Origin of the sequence: Diaphorobacter limosus, assembly GCF_033100095.1 — a bacterium.
In the GTDB taxonomy this organism is placed as follows: Bacteria; Pseudomonadota; Gammaproteobacteria; order Burkholderiales; family Burkholderiaceae_C; genus Alicycliphilus; species Alicycliphilus limosus.
The window spans coordinates 2,676,495-2,690,213 of sequence record NZ_CP136921.1; the positions used below are offsets into that span (position 1 = coordinate 2,676,495).

General features: G+C 64.2%; 12 protein-coding genes and 1 CRISPR repeat array (1 of these 13 cut by a window edge). Of the genes, 11 read left to right on the top strand and 1 reads right to left on the bottom strand.

Going from position 1 to position 13,719, the window contains the following annotated elements; translation table 11 throughout:
* Nucleotides 1-121: 121 nt before the first annotated feature.
* From P4826_RS12940 to cas5c, 4 genes are all read left to right on the top strand, one after another.
* On the top strand, nucleotides 122-322 hold the full coding sequence (locus tag P4826_RS12940) for a hypothetical protein (RefSeq protein WP_317700787.1): 201 nt from the start codon (nucleotides 122-124) through the stop codon (nucleotides 320-322).
* Between the two features lie 72 nt (nucleotides 323-394).
* Nucleotides 395-1,798, top strand: coding sequence for a 2OG-Fe(II) oxygenase (locus P4826_RS12945; protein WP_317700788.1), 1,404 nt, complete (start codon nucleotides 395-397; stop codon nucleotides 1,796-1,798).
* A gap of 63 nt (nucleotides 1,799-1,861) precedes the next feature.
* Complete coding sequence (locus P4826_RS12950) at nucleotides 1,862-4,135, top strand: CRISPR-associated endonuclease Cas3'' (RefSeq protein ID WP_317700789.1); 2,274 nt, start codon at nucleotides 1,862-1,864, stop codon at nucleotides 4,133-4,135.
* 9 nt (nucleotides 4,136-4,144) lie between these two features.
* Entirely contained in the window at nucleotides 4,145-4,507 is a 363-nt protein-coding gene (gene cas5c / locus P4826_RS12955; RefSeq protein WP_317700790.1) for a type I-C CRISPR-associated protein Cas5c, read from the top strand.
* Here cas5c and P4826_RS12960 read toward each other — a convergent pair.
* Nucleotides 4,455-5,540 (bottom strand): IS630 family transposase, encoded by a 1,086-nt coding sequence (locus P4826_RS12960; RefSeq protein WP_317700424.1) that lies wholly within the window; start codon nucleotides 5,538-5,540, stop codon nucleotides 4,455-4,457. The genes cas5c and P4826_RS12960 overlap by 53 nt on opposite strands.
* A gap of 124 nt (nucleotides 5,541-5,664) precedes the next feature.
* Here P4826_RS12960 and P4826_RS12965 point away from each other — a divergent pair, with 124 nt between their 5' ends.
* Genes P4826_RS12965 through cas2 form a run of 7 tightly spaced genes read left to right on the top strand, consistent with a single transcriptional unit; the run spans nucleotide 5,665 to nucleotide 11,794 of the window.
* Nucleotides 5,665-5,967, top strand: coding sequence for a type I-E CRISPR-associated protein Cas5/CasD (locus tag P4826_RS12965; RefSeq protein WP_317700791.1), 303 nt, complete (start codon nucleotides 5,665-5,667; stop codon nucleotides 5,965-5,967).
* The gene (cas8c, locus tag P4826_RS12970) at nucleotides 5,964-7,778 is read left to right on the top strand and encodes a type I-C CRISPR-associated protein Cas8c/Csd1 (protein ID WP_317700792.1); all 1,815 of its coding nucleotides are present in this window, start codon (nucleotides 5,964-5,966) and stop codon (nucleotides 7,776-7,778) included. Before P4826_RS12965 ends, cas8c begins: the two co-directional genes overlap by 4 nt.
* Nucleotides 7,775-8,887 (top strand): type I-C CRISPR-associated protein Cas7/Csd2, encoded by a 1,113-nt coding sequence (gene cas7c / locus P4826_RS12975; RefSeq protein ID WP_317700793.1) that lies wholly within the window; start codon nucleotides 7,775-7,777, stop codon nucleotides 8,885-8,887. Before cas8c ends, cas7c begins: the two co-directional genes overlap by 4 nt.
* Before the next feature lie 11 nt (nucleotides 8,888-8,898).
* Nucleotides 8,899-9,783, top strand: a complete 885-nt coding sequence (locus P4826_RS12980; RefSeq protein WP_317700794.1) for a BRO family protein — start codon at nucleotides 8,899-8,901, stop codon at nucleotides 9,781-9,783.
* An 11-nt stretch (nucleotides 9,784-9,794) separates the two neighbouring features.
* Entirely contained in the window at nucleotides 9,795-10,448 is a 654-nt protein-coding gene (cas4, locus tag P4826_RS12985) for a CRISPR-associated protein Cas4 (RefSeq protein WP_317700795.1), read from the top strand.
* 15 nt (nucleotides 10,449-10,463) lie between these two features.
* Nucleotides 10,464-11,492, top strand: coding sequence for a type I-C CRISPR-associated endonuclease Cas1c (gene cas1c / locus P4826_RS12990; RefSeq protein ID WP_317700796.1), 1,029 nt, complete (start codon nucleotides 10,464-10,466; stop codon nucleotides 11,490-11,492).
* A gap of 11 nt (nucleotides 11,493-11,503) precedes the next feature.
* A complete protein-coding gene (cas2, locus tag P4826_RS12995; RefSeq protein ID WP_180549618.1) occupies nucleotides 11,504-11,794 on the top strand; it encodes a CRISPR-associated endonuclease Cas2 in 291 nt (96 codons plus the stop codon).
* Nucleotides 11,795-11,997: 203 nt separating this feature from the next.
* Nucleotides 11,998-13,719: direct repeats of the CRISPR family, unit length 37 nt; unit sequence GCATCGCCCGCCAGCAATGGCGGGCGCGGATTGAAAC (it continues 2,520 nt past the right edge of the window).

Consider the following 13,719-nt stretch of genomic DNA (forward strand, 5'->3'; position numbering starts at 1 on the left):
ACTACTAAAAATATAGCTGTAGGCGCTTGTTGTGCATGGCGGAAATGCCATTTTGTTGCAAAGAACGGGCGGGCTGATCACGCAAAATGGCCGCACATTGCAACCCAGTACAAGGACGCCCATGCCATCGCCCGACCCAGACCTGTCCCCCATCCTGCAGGCCTTGACGCGGCTTGCCGCCGACGGCGCGTCGGCACAGTCGGGCCAGGCCGGCGCCGGGGATCAGGCGCGCTTCATGGCCCAGGGCCAGCTGCCGCTGGATGCGCTGTCGGTGCAGGTGCAGGGCGTTGGCGCATTGTCCCAGCCCGTGCTGCCAGAGTAGGGCGCGCGGCTGCATGCCGCCAGCCAGCCGGCCCTGCACGGCCGGCGCGAGGCCACGCTGCTCGACACCCAGGTGCGCGACACCGGCGAAATCGCCCCCGCCGCGCTCGCGCTGCACTGGGCCGAGGGCGCCCTGCAAGGCCTGCTGGCTGATGTGGCGCTGGCCCTGGGGCTGGACGAGGTGCAAGCCCACCTGCACAACCTGCTGATATACGGGCCGGGCCAGTTCTTCAAGCCGCACCAGGACACCGAAAAGCACCCCGGCATGGTCGCCACCCTGGTGCTGGTGTGGCCGTCGGCGCATATCGGCGGCGCGCTGCGCGTGGTGCATGGTGCCGACGAGGGCAGGCTGCAGTCACAGCACCTGCAGGTGGACAGCCTGCGCTGGTGCGCCTTTTATGCCGACTGTCAGCACGAGGTGCTGCCGGTGCAGGAGGGCTGGCGCGTGGTGCTGAGCTTCGACCTGGTGGTGCCGGCCCGCATGCGGCAAGGCGAGGCAGCGGCCGCGCCGGCCCTGGTGCGGGCGCTGCGCGAGCAATGCTTTCCCGAGGGCGAGCCCAGCACCCAGCCCTGGGTGTTCCTGCTCGACCATGAATACACCGAGCATGGCCTGCGCTGGCAACTGCTCAAGGGGCTGGATCGTGCGCGCGTGGCGGCGCTGCGCAGTGCGGCGCAGGAGCTGGGCCTGGTCATGCACCTGGCGCTGGCCGAGATCCACGAATCCTGGACGGCCACGCTCCGCTACCGCGGGCGCTGGTACCAGTCCGAAGAGCGGCCGCCTTGGCCCCGGCAACTGCCCGTGTTCGTGCAGGCCTGTGAGGCCGCCGGCCTGCCCGCCGTGCTGCTCGACCAGCTGCTGGCGCAATGCCTGGCCCTGCGCATCGCACGCGACCGCGAGCAGGCCACCCAGACCCCGGCCGAGCGCAACAGCGCCTGGCGCTGGCGCGCCCAGTACACGGCCGAGCTGGCCCAGGCGCTGGCCCACGCCAGCGACCGGGCCAAGCGCTGGGCGCGGCTGGCCGGCCATGTGCACATGCATGCCGGGCTGTACCCCCTGCTGCGGCTGCGCCAGCTGCTGCAGGCCTTCCCGCCCCAGGCGGCCGACCTGCCCGACCTGCAAGGCCTGCGCGCCGCGGTGCTGCAGGCGCTGGCGCAGGCCCTGCACACACCGCAACCGCCCGCCGACGACCATTGCCTGCAAGGCCTTGAATGGACCTGCCGCTGCAAGGACTGCCAGGCCGTCATCGCCTGGGCCCAGGCCCCCGACGGCCACAGCCTGACCCTGCCCATGGCCGAGGCCCGCCGCAGCCATGTGCAGGAAATGCTGCGGCGCACGGGCACCCCCCTGAGCTGCGACACCGTCAAGCAGGGCTCGCCCTACAAACTGGTCATCAAGAAGCCCGCCGGGCTGCACGCACAGCGCAGCGCGCAGCGGCGGCAGTGGCAGGAGGATTGGGAGGCGCTGGGGGGCGGGTGAGCCGACTGGCGGGCTAAGCTTCCACCACATTCGCCGTGACGGGACGGTGCGGGAGGGAGCGCAATGGCAGAACCTTGGGCCCATTCGGGTGGGCATTTGCTGGAAGACCATTTACAGGCGGTGGCTGGTGCGGCCGCCGAATTGGCCGAGACATTGGATGGTGACGGGCGGTCTGCCCGCTGGGCAGCAATCGCGGGTCAATGGCACGACCTGGGCAAGTACCGTCCCGGATTTCAGCGCTATGTGCGCCAGGCTGGCGAAGGCGAGAACGCTCATATCGAGCACCGCGTGGCCGGGCGCGAGAAGACGCATTCCGCAGCCGGGGCGCTTTGGGCGATGCAACAGCTGGAGCAACAGCACGGCGCGCCGGGCAAGTTGGCTGCGCGCGTGCTGGCCTACCTGATTGCCGGCCACCACGCCGGGCTGGCGGACTGGGAGGGCGACCTGGCGGTGCGCCTGGGCAATGCCGATAGCGCGCAGGAATTGCAGGATGCGTTGGATGCGCAGCCGCCGCAGGCCATCCTGGATGCGGGCGATTTCGTGCCAGACCTGAAAGCCATCCCCGGTGGCAAAGAAGGCTTTGCGCTGTGGGTGCGGATGCTGTTCTCTTGCCTGGTGGATGCCGACTTCCTCGACACCGAGGCGCATTTCGACGCGGGCAGGCCCGCGCGGCGCAGCGGCTTTCCCACGCTCACCCAAATGCACCAGGCGTTCGATGCCTGGATGGCCGCGCTGCCGGTACGCGCCACCCCCGTCAACGCCCTGCGCGCCGACATCCTGCGCCAGTGCTGCGCCCGAGCGGCTTTAGCGCCTGGCTTCTTCTCGCTCACCGTGCCCACGGGCGGTGGCAAGACGTTGTCCAGCCTGGCCTTTGCGCTGGAGCACGCCCAGCAGCATGGCCAGCGGCGCGTGATCTACGCCATCCCCTACACCAGCATCATCGAGCAGACGGCAGACGTGTTTCGCGGCGTGTTTGCTGCGCTGGGCGATGAAGTGCTGGTCGAGCACCACAGCCAGGCCGAATCCGACCCGCAGCAGGAAACGGCGCGCAGCCGCCTGGCCTGCGAGAACTGGGACGCGCCGCTCATCGTCACCACCAATGTGCAGCTGTTCGAGTCTCTGTTTGCCGCCAAAACCTCGCGCTGCCGCAAGCTGCACCGCATCGCCGGCAGCGTCATCATTTTGGATGAGGCGCAGCAGCTGCCGCCCGCTTTCTTGCAGCCGATTCTGGATGTGATCAATCTGCTGGTGGCGCACTATGGCGTGACGGTGCTGCTGTGCACCGCCACGCAACCGGCCCTGGCCAGCACCGCGTATTTCGATACCAGCAAGAACCTGCGCGACTTGAAGAATGTGCGCGAGATCATCGCCGACCCCGACGCCCTCTTTGCCGCCCTGAACCGTGTGCGCGTGCAGCTGCCGCCAGACTGGAATGCGCCTACGCCCTGGGAGGATGTCGCAGCACAGCTCACTGCTGAGGACTGCGTTCTGGCCATCGTCAGTACGCGCAAGGCCGCGCGCACCCTGCACGGCCTGATGCCACCGGGCACGCTGCACCTGTCGGCGCTGATGTGCGGCGCGCACCGCCAAGCCGTCATCGCGCAGATCAAGCAGCGGCTGCGGGCCAAGCGCGAAGGCCGCGACCAGCAGCCGCTGCGCGTGGTCAGCACCCAGCTGGTCGAGGCCGGGGTGGACATGGACTTTCCCGTGGTCTATCGCGCCCTCGCGGGGCTCGATTCCATCGCCCAGGCGGCAGGCCGCTGTAACCGCGAGGGGCTGCTGGAGGACAAGGGCCGCGTGGTGGTCTTCGTTCCGCCCGAGCCGCCGCCCAAGGGCGCTTTGCTGAAAGCGGCGCAGGCCTGCGTGAGCACGTTGCAGGGGCAGGCTGAAGACCCCTTGGCGCGGCCGCTGTTCGAGCGCTATTTCCGCGAGTTTTATTACACCCAGGCGCTGGATGCGCACGCCATCGTGGACAAGCTCAAGGTCAACCCTGCCACGCTGGCCGTGCAGTTTCGCAGCGCCGCCGAGGCCTTTCGGCTGATTGACGACCAGGACAGCGCCAGCGTGGTCGTGCGCTATGCCGCGCAGCACGATGAGATCGAAAAGCTGCTGGGCATCTTGGCCACTGAAGGCCCGCAGCGCTGGCTGATGCGCAAGCTGCAGCGCTACACGGTCAGCATCCCGCAGCGCGAGGCCAACGCCATGCTGGCGCGTGGCGACGTGACGCTGGCCATGCCCGGCCTGTACGCGCTGCAAAATACTGATAATTTGTACAGTAATATTCTGGGGCTGGTGGCTGACGACAGGCTCTACAACCCCAGCGGCTTTGCCTTGTGAAGGAGTTCCATGCCCTCTCGCTTTTGCCTTGAAGTCGCAGGCCCCTTGGCCTGCTTCACCCGCCCGGAGATGAAGGTCGAGCGCGTGTCCTACGAGGTCATGACGCCGTCGGCCGCACGCGCCGTGTTCGAGTCCATCTTGTGGAAGCCGCAAATTCGCTGGCGTGTGCAGTGCATTGAGGTGTTGCGGCCCATCCGCTGGATGAATTTGCGGCGCAATGAGGTCAAGTCGAAGGTGTTGATGCCTTCGGTTGTTCGAGCCATGCAGTCCGGAAGTGGGCAACTTGGCATTGACATTGAAGACGACCATACACAACGAGCTAGTGTAGTGTTCCATTCTGTTTGGAGCTTAATCGGCTATTGGCCCGAATGACCTTCTGCAGGATGTCGCGGGCGCTCTTGGTCCAGATGAACGGTTTGGGGTTGGTATTGTGATGTGCCACGTATTCATCAATGGCGGCCACCAGCTGCGGCACGCTGGTGAATACGCCGCGGCGCAGCCGTTCTGTGGTCAGGTCACGAAAGAAACGCTCGACCATGTTCAGCCACGACGCCGAGGTCGGCGTGAAGTGCATGTGAAAGCGCGGGTGCTTGGCCAGCCAGTCCTGCACCACCGGGTGCTTGTGCGTGGCGTAGTTGTCGGCGATCAGGTGCAGCGTTTTGTCCTTGGGTGTCTCGCGGTCGATCTGCTTGAGGAACTTCAACCACTGCACATGGGTGTGGCGCTGCTGGCATTGGCTGATGACTTGGCCATCGAGCACGTTGAGCGCCGCAAACAATGTGGTCGTGCCGTGGCGCTTGTAGTCGTGCGTCATCGTCTGCGCACGCCCCTTCTTCAGGGGCAGTCCCGGCTGCGTGCGATCGAGCGCCTGCACCTGGCTCTTCTCGTCGCAGCACAGCACCAGGGCATGCTCAGGCGGGGACATGTACAAGCCCACGATGTCTTCGAGCTTCTGGGCAAACTGGGGGTCACGCGAGACCTTGAAGCTGTGCACCAGATGCGGCTTGAGCCCGTGCGCATGCCAATGGCGCATCACGGTGCTGGCGCTGACGCCCAGCAGCGTGCCCATCTTGCGTGTGCTCCAGTGCGTGATCGCTTCGGGGCTGCTCTGGGTTGTCAACTGCACCAGCTGGGCCACGTCCACCTTTACCGGCGGCGCGCCGCGTGGCAAGTCGCGCTCGATAGCCTTGATGCCGCCTTGCAGGTAGCGCTCGCGCCAGCGCGCCGGCTGCATGCGACCGATGCCCAGTTGCGCGGCAATATTCTTGTTGTTCAGGCCCTGGTCTGCCAGCAAGATGATGCGTGCGCGCTGCGCCAGACGTACGCTCGTCAGGCCCGAGCGCCAAAGCTTCGTCAACGCCGCACGCTCTTCATCCGTCAATTCGATCTTTGGCGCAACTCGCATGGATTGGCTCCCTTTCAAGCTCCAGTTGAGCATGGGATACCAGCCGACTTTTTAAGTTCAATCAAGAATCGAACACTACACTAGCCTGCTGCTACGCGACGTGGCTTACCGCATCCATGCCGACTTGGAGCTGACCGAGCGCAGCACCGATCCGCTCATCAAATACGCCGAAATGTTCGCCCGCCGCGCCCGCAAAGGTCAGTGCGTGAACCAGCCCTATCTGGGCTGCCGCGAGTTTGCCGCTGAGTTTGTGTTGGTCGAGTCAGATACGCCCCAGCCGCCGCCGATTGATGAAACCCGCTCCTTGGGCTGGATGCTGCACGACCTGGATTTCAGCAACCCCTCAGATCCCCAGCCGCGCTTCTTCGATGCCAAGCTGGAATCAGGCCGAGTGCAGGTGCCCGCTTTTTCGGAGACACGCGGATGATTTTGCAAGCGCTTCATGAGTACTACGACCGCTGCGACGATCTGCCGCGTGAAGGCTGGATACGCCGAGGGGTGGACTACGCACTGGTGCTCAATACCCAGGGTGATTGTGTCGCGCTGAATGCGCTTGGCGATAAGCAAAAAGGAAAATTAATTCCCGCCGAGCGCTTGGTCACCGCGATTGGCAAGCAGGCGATGAAACACACCAACAGCGGCAAAGATGCCAACCTGCTCTGGGATAACGCCAGCTTTGTTCTTGGTACAGGTAACAAGGGGGACATCAAGCTCGCCAGCTTCATCGAAACCATTCAGACCTGGTTGGGCGAACTCGAAGACCCCGGGGTACAAGCTGTGCAACAGTTTTGCACTGGGTTACAACAACAGCCCAATGCCGTTGCCTCTTTGCTTGAGCGTTTTGGTTGTACGGAAGATTTTGAAAAAAGAGACCCGGTGCTTATCTTCCAACTGCAAGGCGATATCGAAGGGGTGCATGAGCGCCAATCCGTTCGCCATGCATTTGAAGCCGTTTTTGCGGGAGCGGCTTCAAGCGGCGGTGTACGTGGAAATTGTTTGGTTTCAGGCAGGGTTAATGTCCCCATCGCCTTGAATGAATCCGTCATCAAGGAGGTCTGGGGCGGGCAGGCGGCAGGATGCAACATCATCGCGTTCAACGCACGGTCTTTCGAGTCCTATGGGAAGCACGAGCGCCAGGGTGAAAACGCACCGGTCAGCGTGCAAGCGTCTTTTGCCTACACCACGGCCCTGAACCATCTGCTGCGCAAAGGCTCGCCCCAGCGCATCCAGGTGGGCGATGCGTCCACCGTGTTTTGGGCAGAGAAACAAGACCCGTTCGAAACCATCTTCGGTGATGTTTTCAAGGACGACCCCAATCAAACTGAAGCCGTCCATGCTTTGCTGAGTGCCATCCACAGCGGCAAACTCGCCGGCCCCGAGGGCGATACGCGCTTTCATGTGCTGGGCCTGGCGCCCAACGCCGCGCGTATCAGCGTGCGCTTCTACCACTGCCTGCCGCTGCGCGATTTGGGTCAGCGCATCGCCCAGCACTTCACAGACCTGGAACTGGTGCGCGGGCCGAATGACTCGCAATACCTCAGCTTGAAGCGCTTGCTGCAAGCGGTGTGCCTGGCAACCAGCAGCCAAAAATATGGCGATCTAGAGCGACTGCCTCCGATTTTGGGCGGTGCCATCGTCGATGCCGTGCTGGATGGCGAAAACGCACCCTATCCACGTTTGTGGCTCAACGCCGCCGTAGGACGCCTGCGTGCCGATCACGGGATTGAGCCTTATGTCCAACAGCAGCGGATGTATGCGCAGCTTGCTGCCATCAAAGCCTGCCTGAACCGCCAAATTCGTTTGCATCCTCGTGAAGAAAAGGAGTTTTTGCCCATGCTCGACCCCGACAACACCCATCCCGCCTACCGGCTGGGGCGGCTCTTTGCCGTGCTGGAAAAGGCGCAGGAAGAAGCCAGCCCAGGGCTCAACGCCACCATCCGCGACCGCTATTACGGTGCGGCCTCCAGCACACCAGTGGCAGTGTTCACCACACTGCTGCGCTTGAAGAACGCGCACCTGAAAAAGCTCAACCCCGGCCGCGCCCAGTGGTTTGAAAAACTGTTGGGCGAGGTGCTGTCCCCCGTGGCCGACTTTCCCGCCCACCTGGCCCTGCCCGACCAGGGTCGCTTTGCCCTGGGCTACTACCACCAGCGCCAGGACTTGTTCACCAAGAAACCCGCCGCAGACAACACCCCCGACACCACCTCTAACAACAACCCCGCAGGAGATTTGGCATGAGCCTCACGCAACGCTACGACTTCGTTCTGATTTTTGACGTGCAAGACGGCAACCCCAACGGCGACCCCGATGCGGGCAATATGCCGCGCCTGGATGCCGAAACCGGCCACGGCCTGGTGACTGATGTGGCGCTCAAGCGCAAGGTGCGCAATTTTGTCGCTTTGGCAAAAAAATACCAAAGTCCATTCGATATTTACGTCAAAGAAAAGGCCATATTGGGGCTTGCGCACAAGGAGGCTTTTGCTGCCTTAGATATCCAATTGGGCGAAGAGTCTCGCACCAAGATTCCTACGAACCTTATTGGGTTATTGGAAGATATTGCTCTGCCTGATGGGTTAGAGCTAGGGGAGGATGATGAAGAAAATTCGGTACTGATTGTTGCGGCCGATGCGGACGTAAAAACAATTAAATCAGCATTAAAAGAGACCAATCCAACTAAAGAAGTAAAGAGCTTTCTTGATTCTTGCCTGAAAGGAGTGAAGGCAAGAAAACCCAAGGCGCAAGAAGTAGCGTTGGGAAGAGATTGGATGTGCGAACGATTTTTTGATATTCGTACTTTTGGCGCGGTGATGTCTCTGAAATCTGCGCCCAATTGTGGCCAGGTGCGCGGCCCGGTGCAGCTGACCTTTGCCCGCTCGGTCGAGCCCATCGTGGCGCTGGAGCATTCCATTACCCGCATGGCCGTGGCCACCGAGGCCGAGGCCGAAAAACAGCAGGGCGACAACCGCACCATGGGCCGCAAGCACACCGTGCCCTACGGCGTGTATGTGGCGCACGGCTTTGTCTCATCCTTCCTGGCCAAACAGACCGGCTTTGGTGCGGACGATCTGGAACTGCTGTGGCAGGCCCTGGCGCAAATGTTCGAGCACGACCGCAGCGCCGCCCGTGGGCAGATGGCCACCCGCGGGCTGTACGTGTTTGCGCACGACAGCGAACTGGGCAACGCCCCAGCGCACGCGCTGTTCGAGCGCCTGACGGTCACGCCGCGCGAGGCCGGGCAGGTGGCGCGCAGCTTTGGCGCTTACAGCGTGGCGTTTGACGGGCAGGGTTTGGATGTGGGGGCGCAAGTGCAGGCTGCGCCGGGGGTCACGCTGCGCCGCATTTGCTGAAGGGGGCTGCGATGAAAATCCTGCCCACCCAATTCGACGGCCACGCCATCCGTCGGCTGTATGACGAGGCGACGGACACCTGGTGGTTTTCCGTGATGGATGTCGTTCAGGTGCTGACGCAGCAACCCGATGCCCTCATTGCCCGCAAGTACTGGAACCAGCTCAAAAGCCGCCTTGCCAAGGAGGGCAGTGAACTGGTGACAGCTTGTCACCAGTTGAAGCTCCCCGCCGCCGACGGCAAACAGCGCCTGACCGACTGCGCCACCGCCGAGAGCCTGTTGCGCCTGGTGCAATCCATCCCCAGCCCCAAGGCAGAGCCCATCAAGCTGTGGCTGGCCAAGGTGGGTTACGAGCGCATGCAGGAGATCGCCGACCCGACGCAGGCACTCGACCGCGCCCGCCAGACCTGGCAGCAGCTGGGCCGCAGCGACAAGTGGATTCAGCAGCGCATGACCGGGCAGGAGACGCGCAACAAGCTCACCGACTACTGGGCCGAGCACGGCATCGCACCGGGGCAGGAATTTGCCCTGCTCACCAACCTCATCCACCAGGAATGGGCGGGCCTGTCGGTGGCGCAGCACAAGGCCAAGAAGGGCTTGAAAAGCCAGAACCTGCGCGACCACATGAGCGAGGCCGAGCTCATCTTCACCGCCCTGGCCGAGCTGTCCACGCGCCAGATCGCCTCTGCGCAAGACGCCACCGGCCTGCAAGAGAACCAGGGCGCGGCGCACGCCGGTGGCCGCATCGCCCGCCAGGCACGCCAGCAGCTTGAAGCACAGACCGGCCAGCCCGTGGTGACGGGCGCCAACTACCTGCCGCCGCAGGCGCCCACTGCCATGCCTGAGCTACCCGCCCCAAAGGCGAAGTCGGTGCGCACGCCACGAAAAAAACCATAGCTGCTCGCGCAATGTCCACGCCAGATACAGCCGAATTGGAGCCCATCACCCTCTCCGCCCTGCAGCACTGGGTCTATTGCCCGCGCCAATGCGGCCTGATCCATCTGGAGCAGGCGTTTGATGACAACCTGCACACCCTGCGCGGTCATGCTGAGCACGCGCGGGTGGACAAGCCCGGCGTGCAAAGCGCCAAGGGCGTGCGCGTGGAGCGGGCCCTGCCGCTGTGGCATGACGCGCTGGGGTTGATGGGCAAATCGGACGTGGTGGAGTTTTTGCCCGATGGCACACCCTACCCCGTGGAATACAAACACGGCAGCCGCCACAAGGCGCCGGCCATCGCCGCCTGCGACGACCTGCAACTGGCCGCGCAGGCGTTGTGCCTGGAGTTCATGACCGGCAAACCCGTGGCTGAGGGCGCGTTGTACTACGCCAGCTCGCGCCGCCGCCGCGTGGTGCCCATCACCGCAGCGCTGCGCCAGGCAGTTGCAAGCACCGCCCAGGCCGTGCGCCAGATGCTGACCAGCGGGCGTTTGCCGCCACCCCTGACGGGCGACGCCGCGCAGCAGCGCTGCAAAGGCTGCTCGCTGCAAGAGCGCTGCCAGCCACAGGCCACGACCACGCTGCTGGCCGCCGCTCGGCGCAGCCTGTTCGACCCCGAGGCCTGAAGCCCTTTGCCCGCCATGCAACTGCTCAACACTCTCTACGTCACCCTGCCCGACGCCTGGCTGCGCCTGGACAACGACACCCTGCGCATCGAGGTCGAACGCGAAACGCGCCTGCGTGTGCCGCTGCACCACCTCACCGCCGTGGTCTGCTTTGGCCATGTTGGGCTGTCCGCGCCGCTCATGCACCGCTTGGCTGACGAGGGCATCGCCCTGGTGCTGTTGGACTCCAACGGCCGCTTCAAGGCGCGGCTCGAAGGCGCTGTGAGCGGCAACGTGCTCTTGCGCCAGGCGCAGTTTGCGCGCGGCGCGGATGCGGCCTTCACCCTGGACATGGCACGCAGCTTTGTCGCCGGCAAGATCAAGAACACCCGCCAGGTTTTGCAGCGCGGTGCGCGCGAGGCCAAGAGCGAAGCAGAAGCCGCCGTACTGACCCGGCGCGCCGACGACCTGGCCGCCAGCCTGCGCGCCCTGCCCGAAGCCGCCGCGCTGGACGCCGTGCGCGGCGTCGAAGGCGAGGCCGCGCGCCAGTACTTCAGCGGCCTGCCGCTCTTGGTGCGTGCCGACCTGCGCGAGCACTTCACCATGGATGGCCGCACCCGCCGCCCGCCGCGCGATCGATTCAATGCCTTGCTGTCGTTTTTGTACGCCATGTGGATGAACGACTGCCGCAGCGCCCTGGAGGCCGCAGGCCTCGATCCGCAAGTCGGCTTCTTGCACGCCCTGCGCCCCGGCCGCGCCGCGCTGGCGCTGGACTTGATGGAAGAGTTTCGCCCCTGGGCCGACCGCCTGGCGCTCACCCTCATCAACCGGGGGCAGGTGCAGGCGGATGATTTCGACCTGCGCGAAGGCGGCGGCGTGGCGCTGCAGGGCGACGCGCGTAAGGCGGTGGTGGTGGCCTACCAAGAGCGCAAGAAAGACGAAATTACCCACCCGCTGCTGGCGCAAAGCCTGCCCCTGGGCCTGGTGCCGCTGGTGCAAGCGCGGCTCTTGGCACGCGCCCTGCGCGACGACACCATGCCCTACCTGCCTTTCGTTCCCAAGTAAAAGGAGGCGCCATGCTGGTACTGGTCTGCTACGACGTGAATACCGAAACCAGCGCCGGCCGCCGCCGCCTGCGCCGCGTCGCCAAGGTGTGTGAGAGCACCGGACAGCGGGTGCAAAAGTCGGTCTTTGAATGCCAGGTGGATGTGGCGCAGTTTGAGACTCTGGAGCGGCGCTTGCTGGCGGAAATCAATCCCGATCAAGACTGCCTGCGCCTGTACCGAATGCCGCAAACCCGGGGGTTCGAGGTGCTGGAGCACGGCAGCTTCAAGGCGGTGGATTTTGATGGGCCGTTGGTGCTGTAGGGCAAGGGGCCGTGCTATCGTGCGCGTCGCGAACCTGGAGTGATGGCGTTGCGTCGAACAGGTTCGCACGCTTCATAAGTCGTTGTCGTTCTATGCTTTTCCTCCTTGCTCGCATAAGTCTGTTTGACCAGTGGAATGGTCGAACAGACGTTCGCGCGAGAACAGGAAAAAGTACAGGACTGGCAAGGCGTTGGTAGTGAAGCGCATCGCCCGCCAGCAATGGCGGGCGCGGATTGAAACACGCATAGCATCGGCATCAAAGGAGGCCAGCATGGCATCGCCCGCCAGCAATGGCGGGCGCGGATTGAAACCTCTTAAAAATCAGTCCTAACCCGTCAATTAACCGCATCGCCCGCCAGCAATGGCGGGCGCGGATTGAAACAGGTCGATGCCCTCCCAGCGGGCGAGAAAGTCGCGGCATCGCCCGCCAGCAATGGCGGGCGCGGATTGAAACACCCGCGTGGCCTTGACCTGCGCATGCAGATCGGCCGCATCGCCCGCCAGCAATGGCGGGCGCGGATTGAAACAAGCTGTTGGACAAGCTGACAGGCGAAACGCTGGCGCATCGCCCGCCAGCAATGGCGGGCGCGGATTGAAACTGGCCGGCAAGTGCCCGGAAAGGATTGAGCCATGCATCGCCCGCCAGCAATGGCGGGCGCGGATTGAAACAGTGAGGTCTAACGCACAAGTTCAGGCGGCGGCCGCATCGCCCGCCAGCAATGGCGGGCGCGGATTGAAACGTTGGGTTGCCGCAGTCAATGCATGGGTTTTGGCGCATCGCCCGCCAGCAATGGCGGGCGCGGATTGAAACACCGGCCACGCCTCCCGCGTCAATCGCACGTCAGGCATCGCCCGCCAGCAATGGCGGGCGCGGATTGAAACTCGGGTGCCAGCGACAGGCGGCCGAACTTGCCCAGCATCGCCCGCCAGCAATGGCGGGCGCGGATTGAAACTCGCGCGTCGAGACCGCCTACCTCAAGAGCGACCGCATCGCCCGCCAGCAATGGCGGGCGCGGATTGAAACTCCGACTGACCGGCCCGCATGGCAGCAGCGCAGCGGCATCGCCCGCCAGCAATGGCGGGCGCGGATTGAAACATTAAGCGCAGCTACCATGCGCACCACCTTGTATTGGCATCGCCCGCCAGCAATGGCGGGCGCGGATTGAAACTTGAGCTGGGTGAAGGCCTGGCCCACGGTGAGCACGCATCGCCCGCCAGCAATGGCGGGCGCGGATTGAAACCCCATCAAGGGCACCCTCAACGACGAACGCGGCAGCATCGCCCGCCAGCAATGGCGGGCGCGGATTGAAACCTTGCGCCAGGGTCAGAATCTCGAAGGTCATACTGCATCGCCCGCCAGCAATGGCGGGCGCGGATTGAAACAATTTGCCCAGCGCCTCTGCTGCAAGGTACGCGCTGGCATCGCCCGCCAGCAATGGCGGGCGCGGATTGAAACGGCAGGACTGGAAAAGTTGGGCAGTGCTGGCGCTGGCATCGCCCGCCAGCAATGGCGGGCGCGGATTGAAACGCAGGAGTTCGAGCGCCATCGGCCGCTGCTGATCGCATCGCCCGCCAGCAATGGCGGGCGCGGATTGAAACAACTCACCAACGCCGGAATGAGCCTGCGGGACTACGCATCGCCCGCCAGCAATGGCGGGCGCGGATTGAAACCTCGACCTGGAGCGCGAGGACACGCGCTTTGGCGGCATCGCCCGCCAGCAATGGCGGGCGCGGATTGAAACAGGCCTTCGCGCGCGCGATTGAGCGGGCGCACGGCGCATCGCCCGCCAGCAATGGCGGGCGCGGATTGAAACGGTGAACTGCGTGTCGTTGGCGTTGTTGAATGCCGCATCGCCCGCCAGCAATGGCGGGCGCGGATTGAAACCATTCCCCCTCTTGTCCGCGATTTCCGCGCTTGATTGCAT

What these genes read in the sequence shown, in the direction of transcription:
- P4826_RS12980 (WP_317700794.1), top strand. Translation starts at nt 8,899, where the DNA reads ATGAAAATCCTGCCCACCCAATTCGACGGCCACGCCATCCGTCGGCTG.
- cas1c (WP_317700796.1), top strand. Translation starts at nt 10,464, where the DNA reads ATGCAACTGCTCAACACTCTCTACGTCACCCTGCCCGACGCCTGGCTG.
- P4826_RS12940 (WP_317700787.1), top strand. Translation starts at nt 122, where the DNA reads ATGCCATCGCCCGACCCAGACCTGTCCCCCATCCTGCAGGCCTTGACG.
- cas4 (WP_317700795.1), top strand. Translation starts at nt 9,795, where the DNA reads ATGTCCACGCCAGATACAGCCGAATTGGAGCCCATCACCCTCTCCGCC.
- P4826_RS12960 (WP_317700424.1), bottom strand. Translation starts at nt 5,540, where the DNA reads ATGCGAGTTGCGCCAAAGATCGAATTGACGGATGAAGAGCGTGCGGCG.
- P4826_RS12950 (WP_317700789.1), top strand. Translation starts at nt 1,862, where the DNA reads ATGGCAGAACCTTGGGCCCATTCGGGTGGGCATTTGCTGGAAGACCAT.
- cas2 (WP_180549618.1), top strand. Translation starts at nt 11,504, where the DNA reads ATGCTGGTACTGGTCTGCTACGACGTGAATACCGAAACCAGCGCCGGC.
- cas7c (WP_317700793.1), top strand. Translation starts at nt 7,775, where the DNA reads ATGAGCCTCACGCAACGCTACGACTTCGTTCTGATTTTTGACGTGCAA.
- cas5c (WP_317700790.1), top strand. Translation starts at nt 4,145, where the DNA reads ATGCCCTCTCGCTTTTGCCTTGAAGTCGCAGGCCCCTTGGCCTGCTTC.
- cas8c (WP_317700792.1), top strand. Translation starts at nt 5,964, where the DNA reads ATGATTTTGCAAGCGCTTCATGAGTACTACGACCGCTGCGACGATCTG.